Origin of the sequence: Spongiactinospora rosea (assembly GCF_003315795.1) — a bacterium.
GTDB lineage: Bacteria > Actinomycetota > Actinomycetes > Streptosporangiales > Streptosporangiaceae > Spongiactinospora > Spongiactinospora rosea.
The window spans coordinates 151575-174182 of the sequence record NZ_QMEY01000008.1 but is presented as its reverse complement, the minus strand read 5'-3'; the positions used below and the strand labels follow the sequence as shown (position 1 = coordinate 174182).

Annotated in this window: 21 protein-coding genes and 1 riboswitch; of the genes, 7 read left to right on the top strand and 14 right to left on the bottom strand. The window is 72.3% G+C overall.

The genetic code is table 11. The features are described 5' to 3' along the window. Nucleotides 1–9: 9 nt before the first annotated feature. Genes DP939_RS20545 through DP939_RS20535 form a run of 3 tightly spaced genes read right to left on the bottom strand, consistent with a single transcriptional unit; the run spans nt 10 to nt 2875 of the window. Nucleotides 10–831, bottom strand: a complete 822-nt coding sequence (locus DP939_RS20545) for an ABC transporter ATP-binding protein (protein WP_225878394.1) — start codon at nt 829–831, stop codon at nt 10–12. Then, nucleotides 804–1883 carry a FecCD family ABC transporter permease gene (locus DP939_RS20540; protein WP_318656297.1) on the bottom strand — a complete coding sequence of 360 codons (1080 nt, stop codon included), beginning with the start codon at nt 1881–1883 and terminating at the stop codon, nt 804–806. Before DP939_RS20540 ends, DP939_RS20545 begins: the two co-directional genes overlap by 28 nt. Then, the gene (locus DP939_RS20535) at nt 1880–2875 is read right to left on the bottom strand and encodes an ABC transporter substrate-binding protein (protein ID WP_113982347.1); all 996 of its coding nucleotides are present in this window, start codon (nt 2873–2875) and stop codon (nt 1880–1882) included. Before DP939_RS20535 ends, DP939_RS20540 begins: the two co-directional genes overlap by 4 nt. A gap of 186 nt (nt 2876–3061) precedes the next feature. After that, nucleotides 3062–3263, bottom strand: a riboswitch (cobalamin riboswitch). 60 nt (nt 3264–3323) lie between these two features. On the opposite strand from DP939_RS20535, the gene DP939_RS20530 reads away from it, so the two are divergent. Further along, entirely contained in the window at nt 3324–5120 is a 1797-nt protein-coding gene (locus tag DP939_RS20530) for an alpha/beta fold hydrolase (protein WP_113982346.1), read from the top strand. Between the two features lie 4 nt (nt 5121–5124). Here DP939_RS20530 and DP939_RS20525 read toward each other — a convergent pair whose 3' ends face one another. After that, nucleotides 5125–5946: a class I SAM-dependent methyltransferase gene (locus DP939_RS20525; protein WP_113982345.1), complete on the bottom strand. Its 822-nt coding sequence runs from the start codon at nt 5944–5946 to the stop codon at nt 5125–5127. 59 nt (nt 5947–6005) lie between these two features. Next, entirely contained in the window at nt 6006–6137 is a 132-nt protein-coding gene (locus DP939_RS48750) for a hypothetical protein (RefSeq protein WP_263972334.1), read from the bottom strand. Nucleotides 6138–6179: 42 nt separating this feature from the next. Here DP939_RS48750 and DP939_RS20520 point away from each other — a divergent pair, with 42 nt between their 5' ends. Continuing rightward, nucleotides 6180–7472 carry a DUF2252 domain-containing protein gene (locus tag DP939_RS20520; RefSeq protein WP_113982344.1) on the top strand — a complete coding sequence of 431 codons (1293 nt, stop codon included), beginning with the start codon at nt 6180–6182 and terminating at the stop codon, nt 7470–7472. Between the two features lie 39 nt (nt 7473–7511). Here DP939_RS20520 and DP939_RS20515 read toward each other — a convergent pair whose 3' ends face one another. Both DP939_RS20515 and DP939_RS20510 read right to left on the bottom strand, forming a co-directional pair. Further along, a complete protein-coding gene (locus DP939_RS20515) occupies nt 7512–7859 on the bottom strand; it encodes a DUF3040 domain-containing protein (RefSeq protein ID WP_158578629.1) in 348 nt (115 codons plus the stop codon). Nucleotides 7860–8432: 573 nt separating this feature from the next. Then, a complete protein-coding gene (locus DP939_RS20510) occupies nt 8433–8900 on the bottom strand; it encodes a MarR family winged helix-turn-helix transcriptional regulator (protein WP_225878393.1) in 468 nt (155 codons plus the stop codon). Between the two features lie 124 nt (nt 8901–9024). Between DP939_RS20510 and DP939_RS20505 the strand changes: the two genes are divergently transcribed. After that, nucleotides 9025–10464 (top strand): MFS transporter, encoded by a 1440-nt coding sequence (locus DP939_RS20505; protein ID WP_113982341.1) that lies wholly within the window; start codon nt 9025–9027, stop codon nt 10462–10464. Then, nucleotides 10461–11600, top strand: coding sequence for a cytochrome P450 family protein (locus tag DP939_RS20500; RefSeq protein ID WP_113982340.1), 1140 nt, complete (start codon nt 10461–10463; stop codon nt 11598–11600). The genes DP939_RS20505 and DP939_RS20500 overlap by 4 nt, the downstream gene beginning before the upstream one ends. A gap of 6 nt (nt 11601–11606) precedes the next feature. On the opposite strand, the gene DP939_RS20495 is transcribed toward DP939_RS20500, so the two are convergent. From DP939_RS20495 to DP939_RS20465, 7 genes are all read right to left on the bottom strand, one after another. Continuing rightward, entirely contained in the window at nt 11607–12587 is a 981-nt protein-coding gene (locus DP939_RS20495; protein ID WP_199565292.1) for an NAD(P)H-dependent flavin oxidoreductase, read from the bottom strand. Next, the gene (locus tag DP939_RS20490) at nt 12584–14239 is read right to left on the bottom strand and encodes an AMP-binding protein (protein ID WP_113982339.1); all 1656 of its coding nucleotides are present in this window, start codon (nt 14237–14239) and stop codon (nt 12584–12586) included. Before DP939_RS20490 ends, DP939_RS20495 begins: the two co-directional genes overlap by 4 nt. 2 nt (nt 14240–14241) lie before the next feature. Continuing rightward, nucleotides 14242–15099 carry an enoyl-CoA hydratase/isomerase family protein gene (locus tag DP939_RS20485; RefSeq protein WP_225878392.1) on the bottom strand — a complete coding sequence of 286 codons (858 nt, stop codon included), beginning with the start codon at nt 15097–15099 and terminating at the stop codon, nt 14242–14244. Next, nucleotides 15099–16286 (bottom strand): CaiB/BaiF CoA transferase family protein, encoded by a 1188-nt coding sequence (locus tag DP939_RS20480; RefSeq protein ID WP_113982338.1) that lies wholly within the window; start codon nt 16284–16286, stop codon nt 15099–15101. Before DP939_RS20480 ends, DP939_RS20485 begins: the two co-directional genes overlap by 1 nt. Continuing rightward, nucleotides 16283–17029 carry an enoyl-CoA hydratase/isomerase family protein gene (locus DP939_RS20475; protein WP_113982337.1) on the bottom strand — a complete coding sequence of 249 codons (747 nt, stop codon included), beginning with the start codon at nt 17027–17029 and terminating at the stop codon, nt 16283–16285. Before DP939_RS20475 ends, DP939_RS20480 begins: the two co-directional genes overlap by 4 nt. Beyond that, nucleotides 17022–17969, bottom strand: coding sequence for a hydroxymethylglutaryl-CoA lyase (locus DP939_RS20470; RefSeq protein WP_113982336.1), 948 nt, complete (start codon nt 17967–17969; stop codon nt 17022–17024). Before DP939_RS20470 ends, DP939_RS20475 begins: the two co-directional genes overlap by 8 nt. 112 nt (nt 17970–18081) lie before the next feature. Continuing rightward, a complete protein-coding gene (locus tag DP939_RS20465) occupies nt 18082–18582 on the bottom strand; it encodes a MarR family winged helix-turn-helix transcriptional regulator (RefSeq protein WP_199565291.1) in 501 nt (166 codons plus the stop codon). Between the two features lie 127 nt (nt 18583–18709). Between DP939_RS20465 and DP939_RS20460 the strand changes: the two genes are divergently transcribed. The 3 genes from DP939_RS20460 to DP939_RS20450 all read left to right on the top strand — a co-directional run bounded on the left by DP939_RS20460 (nt 18710) and on the right by DP939_RS20450 (nt 22598). Then, nucleotides 18710–20164 carry an NAD-dependent succinate-semialdehyde dehydrogenase gene (locus DP939_RS20460; RefSeq protein WP_113982335.1) on the top strand — a complete coding sequence of 485 codons (1455 nt, stop codon included), beginning with the start codon at nt 18710–18712 and terminating at the stop codon, nt 20162–20164. Continuing rightward, nucleotides 20161–21465, top strand: a complete 1305-nt coding sequence (locus DP939_RS20455) for an aminotransferase family protein (protein WP_225878391.1) — start codon at nt 20161–20163, stop codon at nt 21463–21465. The genes DP939_RS20460 and DP939_RS20455 overlap by 4 nt, the downstream gene beginning before the upstream one ends. A 74-nt stretch (nt 21466–21539) precedes the next feature. Next, entirely contained in the window at nt 21540–22598 is a 1059-nt protein-coding gene (locus DP939_RS20450; RefSeq protein ID WP_199565290.1) for an ABC transporter substrate-binding protein, read from the top strand. The last annotated feature ends 10 nt before the right edge of the window (nt 22599–22608 follow it).

Here is a 22608-nt window from a genome sequence, read left to right as displayed (position 1 = left end):
ACTCCGATCTCAGATCGCGGGGTCGCGGTGTCCGGTGCGCAAGGTGACCTGGGGGACGCCGGTCTCCGGGTGCGCGGTGACGTCGGCATTGACGCGGTAGACGTCGGTGAACAGGGCGGGGGTCAGTACCTCGCGGGGGGCGCCCAGCGCCACGACCGCGCCAGCGTCCATCACGCAGATCCGGTCGCAGAACGCGGCGGCCAGGTTGAGGTCGTGCAGCGCGACGACGGCGGTGACCCCGAGCCCGCGCACCAGCGCAAGCGCGTCGAGCTGGTGGCGAAGGTCCAGGTGGTTGGTCGGTTCGTCCAGGACCATCGTCCCCGGCTGCTGGGCCAGCGCCCGCGCGATCAGCACCCGCTGCCTCTCCCCGCCGGACAGCCGGTCGAAGGGCGCGTACGCCAGCCCGGTCACGTCCAGCCGGTCCAGCGCGGCGGCGATGATCGCCCGGTCGGCGGCGTCGTCGCCGTCGAAGGCGCGTTTGTGCGGGGTGCGGCCCATGGCCACGACGTCGTAGACGGTCAGGTCGAAGTCCCCGGCCGTCTCCTGGAGGACCGCCGCCATCCGGCGGGCCAGCCAGGGGCCGGGCATCCGCCACACGTCGTGCCCGTCCAGCAGCACCCGCCCGGAGGACGGACGGCGGGCCCGGTAGAGGGTGCGCAGCAGGGTGGTCTTGCCCGCGCCGTTCGGCCCGGCCAGCCCCAGTACCTCGCCGGGCGCGACCTCCAGTGACACCCCGCGCACGAGGTCCCGGCCGCCCGCGCGCACCCACACGTCCTGTACGGCCAGCGCCGCCGCCTGCGCCGTCACCTCGATCGCCTCCGCATCAGCCACAGGAAGAACGGCCCGCCGACCAGGGCCGTGATGATCCCCACCGGGATCTCCTCGGGGGTGATCAGCGTCCGCGCGAACAGGTCGGCCGCGATCAGGAACGACGCCCCGAGCAGCGCCGTGGCCGGGAGCGCCCGCCGGTGGTCGGCCCCGATCAGCAGCCGCACCACGTGCGGCATGATCAGCCCGACGAACCCGATCGACCCGCTGACCGCGACGATCGTCCCGATCATCACGGCCACCAGCACGAACAGCGCCGCCCGAAACCGGTGCACGTCCAGCCCCAGCGCGGTGGCGGCCTCCTCCCCGGCGAGCAGCAGGTTCAGCGGCCGGGAGACGCCGAGCAGTACGGCGGTGCCCAGGACGACGGCCCCGGCCGGGACCCACACCACCGGCCAGGTCGTGCCCGCCAGCCCGCCCAGCATCCAGCGCAGCGCCGACTGCGTCTTGTGCGGGTCGCCGGAGGTCACCACCAGGAACCCGGCCACCGCCGACAGCACCTCGGCCGTGGCCACCCCCGCCAGCACCAGCCGTACCGTGGTCATCCGGCCGCCCGACCTGGCCAGCAGGTAGACCGCGACCAGCGCGGCCAGCGCCCCGGCGAACGCGGCCACCGGCAGCGAGAACGCCCCGAACACGGTCACGCCGAACACCACCACGCACACCGCCCCGACGGTCGCCCCCGAGGACACGCCGAGCAGCATCGGATCGGCCAGCGGGTTGCGGACCAGCGCCTGCAACGCCATCCCGCACACCGAAAGGCCCGCCCCGACCACCGCGCAGAGCAGCACCCGTGGCAGCCGTACGTCCATCACGATGGTCTCCCGGACGACCGGCCACGTCGGCTCGGCCAGCACGGGATGGATCCGGTGCGCCAGGATGCCCCACACCTGCCCGGGGGGCAGCGCGATCGACCCGGCCGCGATCCCGGCCGTCACCGCCGCGCACAGCAGCGCCGCCAGCAGCCCGATCACCAGCGGATACGGCAGCCCGGGGCGGCGTCCGAGCAGCGGTTTCGCCGCCGTCCGGCCGAGCAGCGCCACGCGGGGGCTCACCGGAACCGTTCGGGGTGGATCTGGCGGGCCAGCGACTCGACGGCGGCCGGCGCGCGCACCCCCAGCACCACCGACGACAGCGGCAGCACCGCGAACCGCCGCTCCTTGATCGCCGGGACGTCCGCAAGGGCCGGGTTCGACAGCAGGAACCGCTTCTTGTCGGCCACCGGCTGCGCGCCGTAGTCGTAGATCACGATCCAGTCCGGCGCGCGCTCGGCCACCTGCTCGAACGACACGTCGCCCCACGCCTTGGCGACGTCCGAGAACACGTTCTGGGCCCCGGCCAGCTTGACGATCTCGTTGCCGACCCCGCGCCCGCCCGCCGTGAACGCCGTCTTGTCGCCGCTGTCGTAGACGAACAGCCTGACCGGGGCGACCCCGGCCAGCCGGTCCCTCACCCCGCCGAGGGTCGCGTGCAGCCGGGTGAGCAGCGGCTCCGCGCGGCCGGGCACGCCGAAGATCCGGGCGACGTTGCGGATCTCCTGGTCCATCATGGCCATCGTCACCGGGCCGGTGGCGCACTCCTCGATGTTGAGATAGGTGTCGATCCCGGCCTTGCCCAGGGCGTCCCTGCTCCGGCCCTCCTTCGCGTCGAAGGTGCTGGCGAAGCCGCCGTACACGAAGTCGGGCTCCTCGGTCAGCAGCGCCTCGAAGGACGGGTACTTCTCCGACAGCACCTTCACGCCGTCGTACGCGGCCTGGTACTCGGGCAGCACCCGGTCGTCCAGGTAGCCGGTGCCGATCATGGACTGCGCGAGCCCGAGGGCCAGCAGCACCTCCGTGGCGTGCTGGTTCAGCGACACCGCCCGCCGGGGCGGGCGCTCGTAGGTCGTCCGCACGCCGCAGTTGTCGACGGTGATCGGGAATCCGGCCGGTACCGGGGCCCGCGCGGCCGCCCCGACGTCGGCGGGCGCGCCCCCACAGCCCGCCAGCAGCACGGCACAGGCGGCGAACAGGACGAACGGCAGGGACTTGGGGCGTCTGCCCGGCATGGAGGGTTCCTCTCCCGGAATCTGCACAGCGGGACGGAACCACCGGGATCAGAGAGACGACACGACGGACCACGCCGCTCGCCGCCGGGCGGACGCGGGCTCGCTAAGGACACGTCACCGCCACGCGGCGCGCCCACCGGCCCATCGGCCATCCGGCCACTCCTCTCCGGGGAGATCCGCCCCAGTTCATCGAGGAGGCGACCGCGTGAGTCTCCTGGCTCTCGGGTCGAGGCTCGTTCCCGCCTTCCCACCCCGGGCGGGGGCAGTGGCGTCATGGGAACTCGCTCGCCGATCACAGTGGCGGGACCGCGCCGGATTCGCACCGGCTTCCTCGTCCGCGCTCGCCTTTCCGGCATCATCCCACGAAACCGGTCATTCCACCACGCATCAGGCACCAGCGCGGCCTGAGCGTCGCCGTGCCGGGGGCTGATCGCTAGCCTGTGGCGTTGTGATCCCCCCACGGGCCCTGATCGCCGCCCTGCTCATGGCCGTCATGTTCCTCACCGCCGCGCCCGCGTCCGCCACAGCTCCTTCGCGAGCGATCGAGGACCGGGCGTGCCCGGTCCAGGTGCCCGCCGGTACGCGATGCGGCTTCCTGATCGTCCCCGAACGGCGGGACGTGCCCGGCAGCCGGACGATCAAGGTCGGTTTCGCGGTACACCGCTCGGCCGCCACCGACCGCAAGCCCGACCCTGTCGTCTACACCAGCGGCGGGCCCGGCTCTGGATCGATCCAGCTCACGGGCTACCTGTCGGAGATGATCCTCGGCCGCGACCGCGACGTGGTGACGATCGAGCAGCGCGGCAGCCGGTGGTCCGAGCCCGCGCTGGAGTGCCCGGAGATCGCAAGGGGCGTGCTCGACGGGCTGGCCCGCCCCGGACCGATGCGGAACGACACGGCCGGGATCGCCAGGGGCGCGACCGCCTGCCGGGACCGGCTGGCCCGCCAGGGCGTGGACCTGCGCGGCTACACCACGGCGGAGATCGCCGCCGACGTGGCCGACCTGCGCCGCGCGCTCGGCTACGCCAGGTGGAACCTGTTCGGGGTCAGCTACTCCACCCGTTCCATGCTGGCAGCGGCGGCGGCCGACCCCGGGGGCGTGCGCTCGGTGGTGCTGGACTCGTTCCTGCCCGCCGAGGTCGACTGGTACGGCGACGCCGAGGCCAACCTGGACGCCACCCTGCGCGGCCTCGGGTGGGCCGATCTGCCGGGGAGGTTCGCCGCGATGGTCGCCCGGTACGACGCGCGCCCCGCGAGCGTGACCACCACCGACCCGCTCACCGGCGGCCCGCTCACGGTACGGCTGACCGGCCAGGACCTCATGACCATCCTCGCCGAGGCGCTGCACGAGGTGGACTTCGTCCCGGTCGCGCCCACGATCATCGACGCCCTGGCGGGCGGCCGGGACGAACTGCTCGGCGCGCTGGCCGACGCCGCCGGACCGGCCCTCACCTCCCGGGCCCTCGGGCTCTACCACGCGGTGCAGTGCCAGGACGAGGTGGACCCGGCGGCCCGCGAACGGCCCGCGCGGCTGTTCACCACGGTCGTGGACCGGGCGGTGTGCGACGCGTGGCGGCTGCCGTACTCGGCGGGCAAGGCGGCGAGCACCGGCGCGCCCGTGCTGGTGGCCGGCGGGGCGCTGGACCCGACGACCCCGGGCCGTACGGCCCGCCCCGCGGCGGAGCGGCTGCCGCACGCCCGGTTCACCGAGTTCGCCGGGGTGGGGCACGCGGTGTTCCTGTCCAGCTTCTGCGGGCGGACGACGATCTCGGCGTTCGTGGCGGACCCGGCCTCGGCCGCCGTCCCGTGCGATCCGGGCGAGCCGCCGTACCGGATCGCCGCGCCGGGTGAGCTGCTGCCGACGGCGATGCCGTACCGGATGCTGGCCGGGGGCGAGTGGTGGTGGCTCGCGCTCCTGGCCGCCCTCGCGGTCGTGTCGCTGGTCCAGGTCGTGGCGGCGGTCCGGCGCTGGTCGGGGTGGCGCTCGGTCCGGCTGCTGCTCGCCGGGGTCGCCGGGCTCTCCTTCCTGGGCCTGCTGGGGTACGGCCTGTACGACGTGGTGGCGGCGAACGAGACCGTGCTCGCGGCGGGCGTGCCCGCGGGCATGGCCGGTTACGTCGTGCCGCTGTGCGCGGCGCTGCCGCTGAGCGCCCGGTGGTCGCGCGGGCAGCGCCTGTGGCCGAGCCTGGTGGCGGTCGCGGTGGTCGGCGCGACCCTGCTGTGGTGGTTCGTGGGAATCGCCTGAGCGGTCAGCCCGCCGGGCGGGCGAAGGTGAGCAGGGTGATGGACGGCCGGCGTTCGCGCAGCGGCGGCAGGTCCGCGAGGGCCTTCACGAAGCCGTACCGCCACAGCCCGCGCCCGGTGGGCAGCGGGACGTCGCGGGCCGCGGCCACGCCCGGGACCTCCCGCGGCAGCCGGAGCGCCTGGGAGACCGTCAGCGCGAACGGCATCGGCGGGGCCGTGTAGCGGGCGGTGAGGTGGAATCCGCGCAGCGTGCGGTCCCGGAACCACGGCGGGATCGAGTCGAAGAAGAAGGCGCCGCCGGGGAAGCGGGCGGCGCAGTCGGCGATCAGCGCCAGCGCCTCGACGGGTTCCAGGTACATCAGCAGGCCCTCGGCCGAGATGAACGGCTCGGCCCCGGCGGGCACCGCGTCCATCCAGCTCCGGTCCAGCACCGACGCCGGGACGCCGGTGATGTGCGGCCCGGCGGGCAGCAGCCGCTCGCGCAGCGCGATGACCGGCGGCAGATCGACCGACAGCCAGCCGGTCCGCGGTTCGCCGAGCCGCCAGTACGTGGTCTGCAGGCCCTCGCCCAGCGCGACCACCGGCGCGCCCGGATGGCGGTCCAGGTGGGAGCGGATCGCGAGGTCCAGCGCCATGGCCCGGAGCGGGTGCGACCGGCTGGGCCGCCCGAACTTCGCGTAGTCGTAGTCGATGGCCTGGTAGACCTCGACGGCCAGCGGATCGGAGAAGGGCGACTTCGGGCGTGCCGCCTCCAGGGCGCGGTTGCGCAACGTCCACAGTGCGGTCGCCGCCACGCTCTCCAGGGCCGAGCCGTCGACCTTCGTCATGACGCCCTCCGGAAACCTCGCTTTAAGTAAGGCGAGCCTAACCTAACTATGGCGTGACGTCACGGCCCTTCAGGGAAGTGGCAGGCCACCTCGTAGCCAGGGGCGGCGGAGGTCAGGGCGGTGGCCTCGGCCGCGCAGACGTCCTGCGCCTTCCATCTGCCGCATTGGCCGCTCAGATCACGACTGCGCAACCGGCGATCACCGCGGTCTCCCGCTGGGATAGCGTTCGTGCCATGGAGCGTTCCCGGCACATCCGCGATGTGCTCGCCACCGAGTTCGGGCCGTCCATTCAGCGCGACCCGGCCGCCTTCCGGCGCAAGTTCCGCAAGATGGCGGCCTCGCCGTTCGCCTTCTACCGGGGCAGCGCCTGCCTGTTCTACGCCGACATGACCGGGGCCTTCGCCGACGACGCCTACCTGGACGGCAAGACCTCGCGGGTGTGGATCCACGGCGACCTGCACGCCGAGAACTTCGGCACCTACATGAACTCCTCGGGCCTGCTGGTCTTCAATGTCAACGACTTCGACGAGGCGTACGTCGGGCCGTTCACCTGGGACCTCAAGCGGCTGGCGGCCAGCCTCGCGCTGATCGGGTACGCCAAGGCGCTGTCGGACGAGGCGATCACCGACCTGGTGGCCGGCTTCGCTGGGTCCTACCTCGCCGAGCTGACCGCCATCTGCGGGTCCGGTGACACCGCGCTCGGCTCGCTCACCCTGGACACCACGTCCGGCGCGCTGCACCGGGTGCTGCAGCGCGCCCGGCTCAACACCCGGGTGGCCCTGCTCGATGTGGAGACCACGATCGAGAACTACGACCGCCGCTTCGCCGTCATGGAGGGCCGCCGGGCGGTCGGGGAGGAGACCCGGCGCGCGGTGGAGGAGGCGTTCGCCGCGTACCTGACCACGATCCCGGAATCGACCGGCGTGGAGCACACCATCAAGGACGTCGCGGTGCGCACCGGCGTGGGCATCGGCTCGGCGGGCCTGCCCTCGTACAACCTGCTGCTGGAAGGGCACACCCAGGCCCTTGAGAACGACGTCATCCTCTACATGAAGCAGGCGCAGACCCCGGCCGTCGCCCGGCACATCGACGACGAGCGCGTCACCTCCTACTTCCGCCACCAGGGACACCGCACCGCCGAGTCCCAGCGGGCCCTCCAGGCGTACGCCGACCCCTGGCTCGGCTACACCGAGCTGAACGGCGTCGGCCAGATGGTCGCCGAGATCTCCCCCTACTCCGCCGACCTCGACTGGGACGAGGTCAACGAGCCCGAGGAGTTCGGCTCGGTCGTGCGCGACCTGGGCGTCGCGGTGGCCCGCATGCACGCCGTGGCCGACGACCACTCCGGCCACGACCTGGTCGCGTTCTCCACCGAGGAGGCCATCGTGGCGGCCATCGGCGACGACCGCGCCGAGTTCACCGCGCTGCTGGTGGACTTCGCCCACGCCTACGGAGTCCGCGCCCGCGAGGACCACCAGCTCTTCGTGGACCTGTTCCGCAACGGCAGGCTGCTGCCGCAGGGGTGAGGTGTTGACTTTCGTCAATGCCGCCCGTCGCGAAGGGGGTCAGCGGTGGCAGAGGCCGCCCATGGCGTAGCGGGGGGCGGGGGACTCGGCGGGCCGGGCCAGGGTGGCGCCCGAGGCGCCCGGCCCGCTGCGCGGCGGGATGCAGGAGGGGCGCGAGGCGTACACCGTGACGCCCGTCAGCAGCAGGACGAACGCCAGCATGGCCAGCGCCACCATCGTCAGCTCCCGGCCGGTCACGTCGTCACCGGCCTGGTCGCGGGCGATCTCGCCGGGCGGGCCCGCGCCGGACGGCAGGTCGGACATGGCGATGGCGAGGTCGGGGTCGGTGCGGTGGAACCAGCGCTCGATCTCCCGTAGCGCCCGCTGCTCGTATCTGGACAATCCCATGCCGATCACCTGCCAGTGCCGGCCGGTCCGGTTGCGGCCATCCGTCGTCCGCATGACCGCCGGACGCGCCCGGCGACGGCGCCGGCCATTCATCACGATTTCGCTTGTGTTCGCTCGTGCGGGACTCAATCACTTCGCTACCCGCGCGCGGTGACGGCGAATCGCACCCGGGCCGCCGCCGGGCCGGAGCCGGGAACCGGCAGCCCTGGCGCAGACCGATTTACCGCAGATCCTCCGCCATCTCCGGTCAATTCCCGGGAAAAGCGGCCAATTCCTGTAAATCTGGACGACAGGAATGCCCAATGAACCTTTTTCAACCGGTCGCCTGGACCAGGTCAGGGGTGCCTCCGCCGGGATCGGACCGGGGCTGGTGTCCTGGCAGGATGCCTGGTCACGCGGATACGGCATCTCGCTTACCGCCTCTGACCAGGGAATCTGAGGTTGAAAAAGGTTCAATGAGAGCGTCCAGAACGGAAAAGCCGCAGGCGCGGGCCGAGCCTGGCGCGACTGGACGCCAGGTCATGCGGATAGGGCGGCTCGCCTGCCGCCTCTGGAACCTGAGGTCGAAAAGGTTCACTTGAAGAGCTGGGCCTCGGCGGCGGTGTCGCGCTCGGCCGCCGCCATGAACCGCACGAGCGTGCGCAGCTCCTCGTCGGTGTACCCGGCCAGTTCCTCGCGGGTGCGGGCGACCAGCCCGGCGTAGGCGGTCGTGGCCCGGTCCCGGCCCTCCTGGGTGGGCTCGATGAGCACCCGCCTGCGGTCGGCGGGGTCGGGCACCCGGCGGACGCACCCGGCGGCCACCAGCCGGTCGATCATGCGCGAGGCCGATCCGGTGGTGAGGTTGACCCGCTTGGCCAGGACGCCGGGGGTGGCCGGGCCGTACCGGTCGAGCACGTGCAGGCACAGCACGTCGGTGTCGGTGACCCCCAGCCGGCTCGCGACGGCGCTGTTGAGCTGCACGACCGCGATCGCCCAGCCCGGTATGGAACGCGTGACCAGCTCGCCGAGCAGGGCCGCCCGGTCCTCGTTCGTCGCCGCCACGGTGCCGTCCCTCCAACCGATCGCTGCGTCGCGCAGCGAAATATCCGGTATAGTCGCTGCGTGACGCAGTAACTGTGTCGCGCAGCTAATTTTACCGCACCGATGCGAGGAGCGCACTCCAAGCATGACCACCACCACTGATACGAGCTCTCCGCCCCAGTTGACCGGGCGCGCGGCGGGCCTCGTGCTCGCCGCGGTCCTCCTCGCGTCCTTCATGGAACTCCTGGACGCCACCATCGTCAGCGTCGCGGCCCCCGCCATCGCCGCCGACCTGCGCGCCGGAGAGGCCGCGCTGCAATGGACGATCGCCGGATACCCGCTCGCCATCGGCGCGGGCCTGATCACCGGCGGCCGGATCGGCGACCAGTTCGGCCGGCGCCGGGTCTTCCTGCTCGGGCTGGCCGCGTTCGCGCTGGCCTCGGCGGGGTGCGGGCTGGCCACGTCGCCCGACCTGCTGATCGGCATGCGGATCGCCCAGGGGCTGGCCGGTGGGCTGATGATCCCGCAGGTGTTCGGCGTCATCCGGGCCTCTTTCGCGCCCGCCGCGCGGGCGCGGGCGCTCGGGGCCTACGGAGCCGTGCTGGGCCTGGCGTCGGTGGCCGGGCCGCTGCTCGGCGGCGTCCTGGTCGAGGCCGACCCGTTCGGACTGGGCTGGCGGGCGATCTTCTGGGTCAACCTGCCGATCGCGGTCCTCGCGCTGGCCGTCGGCGGCCGGTTCATGCCCGAGTCACGCGCGCCGGGCGGATCGCGGCTGGACCTGCCCGGCGCGGCGCTCGCCGCGCTCGCCGCCGTACTGCTGCTCCTGCCCCTGGTCCAGGGCCGCGACTGGGGCTGGCCATGGTGGGGGTTCGCCCTCCTGGCCTGCGCCGTCCCGGTCGGCGCGCTCTTCCTCGCCGTGGAACGGCGGCGCGCCGCGCGCGGCGGGCAGCCGATCTTCGACCCGGCGCTGCTGCGCGTCCGCGCCTTCAGTGCCGGGCTGGCGGTCTGCCTGCTGTTCTTCGGCGCGCTCGGGTCCTTCTTCCTGCTGCTGTCCCTCTACCTCCAGGCCGGTACGGGGCGCGGCGCGCTGGAGACCGGCCTGGTGATCCTGCCGTACGCGATCGGGTCCATCCTCACCTCGGGGGTGGGCGCGGCCCTCGCCGGTCGCGCGGGCCGCGCGCTGCCGGCCTCCGGGGCGCTGGTCCTGGCGGGGTCCCAGGTCGTCCTGCTGGTACTGGTACGCGGCGGCGAGCCGTCCTCGTGGGCCCTGGCCGTACCGCTGTTCCTGGGCGGCGCGGGCCTCGGGCTCACCGCGCCCTCCCTGATCAACGTCGTACTCGCCGGGGTGCCGGGAAAGGACGCCGGAGCCGCGGGCGGCGTGCTCAACACCGTCACCCAACTCGGCGGCGCACTCGGCGTCGCCGTACTCGGCGCGCTGTTCTTCGCCCGCCTGGACACCGCACCCCCCGGCCCGGCCGCCTACACCGACGCCCTCGCCACGATCCTGCCCTGGCAGATCGCCTGCTATTGCACCGCCGCCGCCCTGATGTCCCTGCTGCCCCGCCCAGAAAAGGAGACCCCATGACCACCGACCCGTTCGCCCCCGCCGTACGCGGCATTGACGAACCCCACCCCGCCCGCGCCGCGCTGCGCGCCGCCGGGCCGATCGTGCGGTTCGAGGCTCCCGCCGGGGGACCGGTGTGGATCATCACCGATGACGTCCTCGCCCGACAGGTGCTCGTCCACCCGCAGGTGGTCAAGGACCCCGCCCAGGCGCCGCCCGGCTGGGACCGGTGGACGGCGGGCCTGGAACCGGCCGCCGCCGATCAGGTCTCGCTCACCACGCTGGATGGCCCGGCCCACACCCGGCTGCGCCAGGCGCACGCGCCGCTGTTCACCGCCCGGCGGATGGGCGGCCACGCCGAGCGGTTCCGGCAGATCGCCCACGACCTGCTCACCGCGTGCGCCGACGCGGGCGAGATGACCGACCTGGTGGCCGACTTCACCATCCGGTACCCGCTGACGGTGGTGTGCGACGTGCTCGGCGTACCGCTGGACCGCGTCGATCAGGCCATCGCCGCGTGCCGGGGGATGTACGCCGACGATCCGGAGGAGATCGGGCGGGCGATGGCCGCGTTCGGCGAACTGGCCGCCGCCGCGCTGGAGGAGGGCGCGGAGGGCGTGGCCGCCGAACTGCGCGACCGGGTGCCCGGTGAGATCACCGAATCGGACCTGCACTACCTGATCTTCACGTTGATCTACGCGGGTCAGCTCACCACCGACCCGTCGCTCGGCTTCCTGATCGCCCGCCTGCTCGGCCGCGACGACGCGAGGCCGGACACGGCCGGACTGGACGCCCTCGTACGCGAAACCCTGCGCGAGCACTCCCCGGCGCCCTTCAGCCTGTGGCGGTTCACCAGCGCCGAGATCGAACTGGCCGGTGTACGCCTGCCCGCGCGGACACCCCTGCTCATCGACATCCAGGGCATCAACACCGCCCCGGACCGGACGATCGGCCCCGGCCTCGCGTTCGGCGCGGGCCCGCACTACTGCACCGGCGCCCACCTGGCCCTGGTGGAACTGCGAGCCGTCGCCGAAGTGCTACTGACCGACTTCCCTCACGCCCGCCTCGCCGTCCCGCACACCGACCTACGCCAATCCGGACTCGGCGGCATCCAGGGAACCCGCCTCACCACCCTCCCAGTCCACCTGCGCGGATGAGCCGAATCACGGGTGTTGCACGGGGGGCAGTCCGGCCACGGTGGCGGCGTACTCGGTGACCAGGCGGTGGACGATCTCGGCGGCGGGGAGGATGGAGTCGATCAGGCCCGCTGACTGGCCCGCCTCTACCTTGCCTGCGGCCACGTCGCCCTCCAGGGCGGCGGCGCGGAGGGTGGTGGAGGTGAAGTGGGCGCGGCGTTTGTCCATGTCGGCACCGCCGTGTTCGAGTTCGGCCATGCGGGCGGCGAAGTCGTTGGCGAGGACCCGGATCACGCCGAGGTCGCGGCCCACGGTGAGGGTGTCGCCGACGCCCGCGGCCACCACCGCGGTCTTGTAGGCCGGGTGCAGGCAGGACTCCGCGCTGGCCAGGAAGCGGGTGCCGAACTGCGCGGCGCCCGCCCCGAGGGCCAGGGCGGCGGCGAGGCCCGCGCCGTCGGCGAGGCCGCCGGAGGCGATGAGGGGGGTGCCGGGCGCGAACTTGGCCACGGCCCTGACCATGACGAGCGTGGACACCAGGGCGGCCGGGGGGTGGCCACCGGCCTCGCCGCCGACGACGACGAGTCCGTCCACCCCCGCGTCCAGTGCCTTGCGCGCGTGCTCCTCGCCCGCGACGACGTGCAGGCACAGCGTGCCGCGGTCCTTGAACCTGCTCAGGTACCGGCGCGGCCCGCCCTGGGAGGCGATCAGCACCGGGATGTCCATCCCGGCGAGGAGGTCCATGACCTCCTCGGCGCCCCGCCGGTACAGCGGGAGGTTCACCGCGAACGGCCGGTCGGTGCCCTCCCGGATCTGCTCGATCGCGCGGGTCAGGTCCGGCAGGCGCATCGGCCCGGCGGCGATCACGCCGAGGCCGCCCGCGTTGGACACCGCGATCGGGAGTTCGGCGCACGAGGAGGCCCACGACATGCCCGCCTGCACGATGGGCAGGTCGATGCCGAGCAGCCGGGTGACGGGGGTCTCGATCCGCGGCCCGCCGGACGGGCTCACCGGTCCTCACCGGCGAGCAGCCGCTCCGCGTACGCGGCGAGATGCCGCTTCTGCACCTTGGAGCTGGCGGTCATGCCGATCTGCTCGAAGCCGGAGATCACCCGCAGGTGCCGGGGGACCTTGAACCCGGCCAGCCGTTCGCGCAGCCAGTCCAGGATCTCCTCGGGCTCGGCCCGGCAGTCCTCCTTCAGCACCACGAACGCGAACGGCACCTCCATCAGCCGCGGGTCCGGCACGCCGACGACCGCCGCCAGCCGGATCTGCGGGTGGTGGTGCAGCACGTCCTCGACCTCGGCCGGGGCCACGTTCTCGCCGCCCACCCTGATCAGGTCCTTGGCCCGGCCGACGAACTCCAGCCGGCCGTCCGGGCCGAGCGTGCCGAGGTCGCCGGTGGACAGCCAGCCGTCCGCGGACAGCGCCGCCCGGGTCTCCTCGGGCATCTCGTAGTAGCCCCGCATCACGTTCCAGCCGCGCACCAGAATCTCGCCGGGGCGGCCGGGCGGGCAGTCCTCGCCGCTCTCCAGGTCCCTGATCCGTACCTCGACGCCCGGCTCCGGCAGCATCCGGCCGGAGACCCGCACCTCTTCGGGCTCCCACCAGGCCGACTGCGCGACGTTGGGCGACGCCTCGGACAGGCCGTAGCCGACGACGCACTCCGTCGCCCCGAGCTCGGCCACGATCCGGCGTACCACGGTGGGCGAGGCGGCGGCCCAGGCCCCGCGCAGCACCAGCCTGCGGCGCGGCCGGTCGGGGTGGTTGAGCAGCATCAGCGCGATGGTGTCGTTGCCGGCGAAGTGCGTGCAGCGCTCCGCCTCCATGATCCGCAGCGCCTCGCCGGGCTCGAACCGGTCCATGGTGACCAGCGTGGTCACGTGCTGGACGCTGGCCAGCACCGACAGCGTGCTGCCCGCCGCGTGGAAGAACGGCCGGGCGCTGTGGAAGCGGTCCCCGGCCCGCAGGCCGAGCCGCCCGCCGGAGAAGTACGCGTCCGCGCACATGTTGCGGTGGGTGAGCAGGACGCCCTTGGGATAGGACGTGGTGCCCGAGGTGTACTGGATGAGCAGTACGTCGTCCGGCTCGGAGGCGGGCGGCACCGGCCCGGTCGCACCGGCCAGGAAGTCGGCCCAGCGGGTCGCCGCGGCCGGTACGTCGTCGCCGATCACGACGACCGAGCTCAGGCCGGGCAGCGCGGGATCGGGCAGCGCGGAGTCCACGCCGGGACAGATCTCGCGCAGCATCCCGATGAAGTCGATCTTGAGGAACCGGTCGGCGACGAACAGCGTGCGGGCCCGCGACTGCCGCAGCACGTACGCCATCTCGTCGGCGCGCAGCCGGGTGTTGACCGGGACGGTGACCGCGCCCAGCGAGCCGATCGCGATGAACAGGGCCACCCAGCGCGGCCCGTTGCCGAGGCAGACGGCGACGTGGTCGCCCCGGCCGATCCCGGTGGCGGCGAGCGCGGCCCGGATGGCGGCCACCTCTTCGGCCAGTTCGCCGTAGGTGATCCGCTCCCGCGGCGTCACGACGGCCTCCACCTCGCCGCCGGTCACCGCGGCCCGGTGCAGCGCGGCGTCGGCGGTCAGCGGGCAGGCCGCGGCGAGGTCGGCGGGGGAGAGCACGCCGGTCACCGGCCCGGCGGCGGACTGCGTCATGGTCACTGGTCTCCTCCTCGGGCGCCGTCCAGGGAAGGCGTAGAAGGTCCCCTTTGTCCGGAATATAGTTGGTCGTTCGACGACTTCGCCGGGAGGCCCTGACCGGTGCGGACATCGGGCGGGCGGCGGTCCAGGGACGTACCGCCGTCGGCCAGGCAGCGCTCGATGGCGGCCATCTCGATCCGGATGCCGTTGCCGAGGTCGGTCTCCGAGCCCAGGTCCACCGCCTGCTTGGTCAGCCGGATCGACAGCGGGGGCGCGCTCGCGATCGTCTCGGCCGTCCGCGCGCCCTCGGCGAGCAGGTCATCGGCCGGTACGACCCGCGCCACCAGGCCGGTCGCCGCGGCCTCGCGCACGTCCATGACACGCGCGGTGAACAGCAGCTCCTTGGCCCGGCTGCGGCCGATCACCCGCTGCAACCGCTGCGTGGCCCCCACCGTGCCGCGGTGCGGCTCAGGGAACCGGAACGTGGTGTCGTCCCCGGCGATGATGAAGTCGCAGCTCATCGCGATCTCCCCGCCCGAGCCCACGACCGGCCCCCGGACCAGGGCGACCACCGGCTTGGCGCACCGCTCGATGGTCTCGTAGGCGGCGAAGGAGGCCAGCCGCCTGCGGCGCACCCACGCGGCGTCGTGGCCGTGGCGCTCCTTGAGGTCGGCCCCGGCGCAGAAGGCCGGGCCGTTCGCGCTCAGCAGCACCACGCGCACGTCCGGGTCGGAGTCCAGGTCCTCGAACACCTCGCGGAGCCGGTGGCACATCGCCAGGTTCAGCGCGTTGCGCGCGGCCGGGCGGTTCAGCACGACATGCGCCACGCTCCCGTCGTGGCGCACGAGCACCGGTCCGTCCACGATGTCGGCCACTAGATCGTTCCTTCCTCGCGCAGCCGGGCTATCTCCGCCGGATCCAGTCCGAGCGTCTCGCTGAGCACCGCGTCGGTGTCCGCGCCCAGCAGCGGCGGGGCGGCGAGCGGCGGCCGGTCCAGGCCGTCGATGCGTATCGGGGTGCGCAGCGCCGGGAACGTGCCCTCCACGGGATGCTCGATGTGGCCGACCATCTCGCGTGCGCCGATGTGCGGGTCCGACAGCACCTCGCGTACCGAGTTGACCTCACCGACCGGTACGTCGGCGGCGCGCAGCGCGTCGGCCAGCTCATCGCGACCGCGACCGGCGATGGCGCCCGAGAGCGCCTCCATCACCCTGGCCCGCTGGGCCACCCGGCCCGCGTTGGCGGCCAGGCCGGGATCGGCGGCGAGCTCGGGCAGGCCGAGCACGTCGCACAGCGGCTTCCAGTGCTGGTCGCTGCCGCTGATGTGCAGCCACCTGCCGTCCGCGCACTCGAACGCGGCCGACGGCACCCGCCCCGGATGCTCGGTGCCGGTACGCACCGGGTCCTCGTCCAGCGCGAACAGCCGGGCGGCGGCCAGTGCGAGCAGGCTGACCTGCACGTCCATCATAGCGAGGTCCACATGCGCGCCCCGGCCGGTGCGGCCCCGGCCGACCAGGCCGGTCAGCGCGGCGACCGCGATCCACAGCGCGGAGGTCATGTCCGAGATGGGGACCCCGGCCTTGGCGGGCGGGGTGCCGGGGTGCCCGGTGAGCGCCATGATCCCGGACAGCGCCTGGAAGATGGTGTCGTACCCCTTGCGGTGGGCGTACGGGCCGTCCTGGCCGAAGCCGGTGTTGGAGATGTACACCAGGCCGGGGTTGGCGGCCGAGAGGTCGCCGTACCCGAGCCCGAGCCGGTCCATCACGCCGGGCAGGAAGTTCTCCACCACGATGTCGGCGTTCTTGGCCAGCCCGCGGGCGATCTCCTGGCCGCGCGGGCTCTTCAGGTTGAGCGTCACCGAGCGCTTGCCGCGGTTGAAGGCGAAGAAGTACGCGCTCTCGCCGCCGGGCAGCCGCGGCTCGAAGCGCCGCGACTCGTCCCCGCCGCCGGCCCGCTCGATCTTGATCACCTCGGCGCCCAGCTCGGCGAGGATCTGCGTGGCCATCGGCCCGGCCAGCACCCGCGAGAAGTCCAGCACGGTGATCCCGGCGAGCGGGCTCATCCGCCCGCCCCCGCGAATCCGCGCATGATCGCGTTGATGTCGCCGCCGGTCCGCATCGCCTGGTCGAACGGCAGGTCGGCGACCCGGTAGAAGAGGTCCTTGGTGGCCGACATGGCGAGCGGGTTCACCTCGGCCCAGCGGGTGGCGATCTCCATGGCCGTGCCGAACGCCCGATCCACCGGCGTCACCCGGTTGGCCAGGCCGTTCTCGGCGAGTTCGGCGGCGGTGAGCCGGCGTCCGGTGCTGATCAGCTCGAAGGCGAGCTTGCGGCCGAGCTGGCGTTGCAGCCCGGTCATCACGATCGCGGGCACCAGCGAGTGCCGCAACTCCGGATAGCCGAAGGACGCGTTCTCGGCGGCGACCAGCATGTCGCAGCCGATGGCCAGGCCCGCGCCGCCGCCCAGGGCGTGGCCCTGCACGACCGACACGATGGGCTTGCGCATCCGTTGCAGCATGGCCTGGGTCTTCGTGGTCAGCTCCGCGCGCCGGATCACCGCCTGGTTGTCGGCGGGGGTGAGCCCGGCGAACTCGGCGGTGTCGGCTCCGGCGCAGAACGACCGGCCCTCCCCGGCGAGCACCACCGCGCGCACGTCGTCGTCCTCGTCGGCCCGCCGCAGTTCGTCGTGCAGGGCCTGCGTGAGCGCGGTGTTCAGCGCGTTCAGCTTGGCCGGCCGGTTCATTCGCAGCACCTGTACGGCGCCGTGCCGCTCACTGATCAGCACTTCGGCGTCGTCGTTAGGCATCCTGGCGTACCTCTCCGTGGGTCAGGCCGTAACCGGCGCGGGCCACCATGCTGTGCAATGTCCGGCCGAGCGCCTGTTCACACCGGCGCGAGGCGGCCATCAGCAGGTCGAGGTCGAGCCCGGTGGACACCCCCTCCGACTCCAGCAGGTTCACCAGGTCCTCGGTGCAGACGTTTCCGGTAATGCCGCCGCCGTACTGGATCTGGGCCGGATGCCCGCCGACGCCGCCGATCGCGGTGTCGAAGTCGCGGCAGCCCGCCTCCAGCGCGGCGACGCAGTTGGCGATCCCGGTGCCCCGGGTGTTGTGGAAGTGGGCCAGTATCGGCAGCCCCGGATGCGCCGCGATGGCGCGCCGGAAGGCCGCCGACACCGTCTTGGGCGTGGCCAGGCCGGTCGTGTCGCCGAGTGTCACCAGATCGACGCCCAGTTCGGCGAACCGGGCGACGTCCTCGGCGACGACCGCGGGATCCACCGCGCCCTCGAAGGGGCAGCCGAAGGCCACGGAGATCACGCCGACCAGCCGGAACCGGCCGATGGCCAGCCGTGCCATCTCGGCGACCTTGTCCCACTGCCGCTCCCGGGTGGTGCCGAGGTTGCGTTCGGTGTGCGACTCGGTGGCCGAGACCAGCAGGCTCAGCTCGGTCGCGCCGTGCCCGGCGTCCAGGTCGGCCAGGGCGCGCTGCACGGCGCGGGGGTTGGGACAGGTCGCCTTGTAGGCCACGCCGTCCGCGCGGGTCAGCCCGGCGAGTACCGCGCTCGCGTCGCGGAAGGCGGGAACCCGTTCTGGATGGCTGTAACTGGTCGCCTCGATCCTGGTGAAGCCGGCCTCGCGGAACGCGTCGATCAGCTCGATCTTGACGTCGGTGGGGACGAACGCCTCCTCGTGCTGGAGTCCGTCTCGGGCGAAGCACTCACAGATCGTGACGCGGTCGCCATGCACGTCCGCCTCCTCGGGGTTGGCACCGCATGGGTCGTAGCAGCAGATATATAGCTTGGTGTTGTCATCGTCAACACCGAGACCCGTGGCGGAGGAGGCGGCCGGTGGGCGGCGATCAGTGTTCGGAGCGTTCGAGAACCTTTGCCAACGTGGCCAATTTGGCCAGTGCCGAGTCGAGAACTTCCTGCTCAAGGGGGGTCAGGCAGACGAGGAAGGCGTCGTTGCGCTCGTTCGCCGCCCGGATCAGGCCGCGGTAGAGCACCCGCCCGCTTCGGGTCAGGGAGAGCTGCGTCGTACGGCCCGGCCCCGGCTCCCGCTCGATCAGGCCCCGCTCGGTGAGCTTGCCGGTCACCCGGCTCATCTGGGCCTTGTCCAGACCGGCCAGCCGGGCCAGCCGGTTGACGGTCAGCGGCTCGTCGGCGCCGAGCAGCGCGATGGTGCGCCACTCGTGCAGCGTCACGTCGAATTCCCGCCGGTAGCGCAGGGCGGCGCTGCGTGAGAGGGCATTGGCCACGCGGTGCAGCCGGTAGGAGAGCAGCTCTCTTATCGGCAGCATCGGGCGCTCTTCGGCGGCCTCGGCCGCGGTCGTGGATGAGCGCGTGGGGTGGGCGTTCATGCCCTCCACTGTAAGCCGGACGACGCCGCCAGGCCGCCGATTGGGTGTTGACAAAAACAACAGGGGGTGCCAACACTGCTGCATGCACCGACGGACACCGGCGAATCCCGAGCAAGGAGGCGGCGCCATGGCCGTTGACCCAGCCGACACTTCGGCCACCCTGCTGATCGACGGCGAATGGCGCTCCGGTGCCTCCGCCTTCGACGTGGTGGACCCCGCGACGCTGGAAGTCATCGCGAAAGTGGCCGACGGAGGCCCCGACGACGCGCTCGCGGCGCTCTCCGCGGCCGACGCGGCGTTCCGGATCTGGCGCGACGTGCCCAGCGAGGAGCGCGCGGCCACGCTGCGCAGGGCCGCCGACCGGATCAGGGCCGAGGCCGACCGGCTCGCCGCCGTACTCACGGCGGAGAACGGCAAGCCGATCGGCGAATCCCGCGGCGAGGTTCTGGGCAGCGCCCGGATGCTGGAGTGGGCCGCTGAGGAGGGCCGCAGGGCGTACGGCAGGGTGACCCCGTCGAACGCCGCGGGCCCCGGACTGGTGATGCGCGAGCCGGTGGGCCCCGCGCTGGCGATCAGCCCATGGAACTTCCCGGCCAGCATGCTGGTCCGCAAGCTCTCCCTGGCGCTCGCCGCGGGCTGCACAGTGATCGCCAAGCCGGCCGAGCAGACCCCGCTGATCGCCACCGAGCTGATCCGCATCATCGCCGACGCGGGCCTGCCCCCGGGCGCGCTCCAGTCGATCACCACGAGCCGTCCCGCCGAGGTGGCCGGGGCGCTGCTCGCCAACCCCCGGCTGCGCAAGGTGAGCTTCACCGGATCGACCGAGGTCGGGCTAAGCCTGATCCGATCGACCGAGAAGCACCTGCGCCGCACCTCGCTGGAACTGGGCGGGCACTCGCCCGCCATCGTGTTCGACGACGCCGACCTGGCCTCGGCCGCCGCCGGAGTCGTCGCCACCAAGTTCGCCAACGCGGGACAGAGCTGCATCTCGATCAACCGGCTGTTCGTGCAGCGGAACGTGCTCGAGGAGTTCCTGCCCCTCGTCCTGGAACGGGTGGCCGAGCTGCGCGTGGGCCACGGCACCACCACCGGCACCACGATCGGCCCGCTCATCGACTTCGCCGGCCTGGACAAGGTCGAGCGGCACGTCGCCGACGCGGTCAAGCGCGGCGCGACGGCGCTCACCGGCGGACGCCGCTGGGAGCCGGGCGACGCCAAGCTGACCGGCGCGTTCTACGAGCCGACCGTGCTGACCGGCGTGGACGACAGCATGCTGATCAGCAGCGAGGAGACGTTCGGCCCGGTACTGCCCATCTACGCCTTCGACGACGAGGACGAGGTGGTCGACCGCGCCAACGCCACCGACTACGGCCTGGCCGCCTACGTCTACTCCAACCGGCTGGACCGCGTCATGCGCATCGCCGACCGGCTGAGCTTCGGCCTGATCGGCGTCAACGACCCCTTCCCGGTGCGTCCGGAGCTGCCCTTCGGCGGCATCAGGAACAGCGGGCAGGAGCGCGAGGGCGGCAGCGAGGGCATCGACGCCTACCTGGAGACCAAGTCCGTGTCGGTGAAGCTGTGAACGAGATCGATCAGTCGGCGAAGGAGGAGGACGTGCCGACCCTCGCGGAGCTGGACACCTTCAGCATCATCCACCCGCACACCGTGATCGGCGCTCCCGCCGAGCCGATGATCCTGGACCGCGGCCAAGGCGCGCTGGTGTGGGACATCGAAGGCCGCGAGTACATCGACGGCACCTGCGGCCTGTGGCAGTGCCCGGTCGGGCACGGCCGGACCGAGCTGGCCGAGGCCGCCGCCGCCCAGATCGGCCGCCTGGAGTTCTACTCCTCCTTCGGCGACTACTCCAACGAGCCGTCGATCCGGCTGGCCGACCGGCTGCTGAGCCTGGCCCCGGCCGGCATCGAGAGGGTCTTCTTCACCAACGGCGGCTCGGAGGGCAACGAGACCGCCATCAAGCTGGCCCGGCTGGCCCACCGCAACAACGGCGAGCCGGAGCGCACCATCATCCTGGCCCGCGCGGGCGGCTATCACGGCATGGGCAGCGGTTCGCTGGCCGCGACCGGGATCGACCGGCTGCGGGAGGGCTACGGGCCGCTGATGCCCGGCATCGAGTTCCTGGGCAAGCCGCACGGCGTGGTCCACGGGCCCGAGGCCACCGACCTGCTGGTCGCCGAGCTGGAGGAGCGGATCGCGCAGATCGGCCCCGAGCGGATCGCCGCGTTCATCGGCGAGCCGGTGCTCGGCGTCGGCGGCATGGTGCCGCCGCCCGAGGGCTACTGGCCGCGGGTGCAGGAGGTACTGCGCAGGCACGGCATCCTGCTCATCCTCGACGAGATCGTCACGGCGTTCGGCCGGACCGGGCACTGGTTCGCCGCCGAACACTTCGGCGTCGAACCGGACATGATCGTCGTCGCCAAGGGGCTGTCCAGCGGATACATTCCAATGGGGGCGGTCCTCATCGGACGCAGGGTGCTCGACCTGGCCGACGGCGCCACCTTCCTGCACGGATTCACCTACAACGGGCATCCGGTGGGAGCGGCCGTCTCGCTGGCCAACATCGACATCCTCGAACGCGAGGGCCTCCTGGATCGCGCCAAGAAGCTGGGAGACCGGCTGCTCACCGCGCTGAAGCCGCTGGAGGAGCTGGATCACGTCCTTGAGGTGCGCGGCGTCGGGCTGATGCTCGGAGTGGAGTTCGCGTCCGGCGACGCCGCCGCGGTACAGAGCGGGGCGCGGATGGAAGGTGTCATCGTCCGCGCCTCGGGAGCCAACATCGTCCTGTCTCCTCCGCTGGTGATCAGCGAGGAGCAGGTGGACAAACTCGCCCAGGTTCTGATCCGCCAGGTCAGGGCAGCGGGCTAGATCCGGCCGGGAGCCGCCGGGGGCAGCGCCGAGCCGCATTCGACAAGCAGTTCCAGCAACACCGGAGGAAAGTCGTGCGTCGGAACATAGGCACCAAGGCCAAGGCCTTGGTCGGCGTGGGTCTCGCCGTGGCCCTGGCCGCGGGATGCAGTATCGGCGGCTCGCCCGGCGGCGAGGGCGAGAAGGCGCTCACGTTCGTGTCCACGGGCAACCCGTTCCAGGGTTACCAGAAGACCGCGTGGCAGGACCCGTTCACCAAGGAGACCGGGATCAAGGTCCGCAACGACGGTCCGGTGGACGAGGCCAAGCTGCGCAGCATGGTGGACGCGGGCAAGGTCACCTGGGACCTCGTGGACACCAGCGCCGCCGCCGCTGCCCAATACTGTGGCACCTACCTGGAGAAACTTGACTTCTCCGTGGTGGACAAGTCGATGTTCCCGCCGGACACGGTAGGAGAGTGCGGGGTTCCCGCCTTCTTCTACAACCTCATGTTCATGTACGACACCAAGAAGTACGCCTCCGATCCGCCGACCGCCCTGGCCGACTTCTTCGACGTGAAGAAGTACCCGGGCCGCCGGATCGTGCCCCCGGAGGTGGCCGTCGGCATCCTGGAGGCCGCGCTGCTCGCCGACGGCGTGGCCCCCGACAAGCTGTACCCGCTGGACATCGAGCGGGCACTGAAGAAAATGGAGCCGATCAAGCCGGTCACCACGTTCGCCAAGACCTACGGCCAGATGCAGCAGATGCTGGTGGACCGGCAGGTGGACATGGGGCTGGTGCTGACCGCCCGCGCCTACCAGGCGCTCAAGGCGGGCGCGCCGTTCAAGACCGTGTGGGACAAGACCATCGTCAACTGGGACGACCTGGTGATCCCCAAGGGCGCGCCGAACAAGGACGCGGCGATGAAGCTGATCGCCTTCGCGGCCAAGGACGGCCCGTCCGGGCACTTCTCGGAGCTGGCGTCCGTGCAACCGGTGAACGACAAGATCAAACCGAAGTTCGACGATATCCAGCAGCAGCTCAACGCCTTCACCGAGGAGCGCAAGGGCAGCGTGGTGCGGATGAGCGACGACTGGTGGGGCAAGAACTTCGACAAGGCCACTGAGCGCTACACCGCGTGGCTGGCCGGCTGAGGATCCTCCG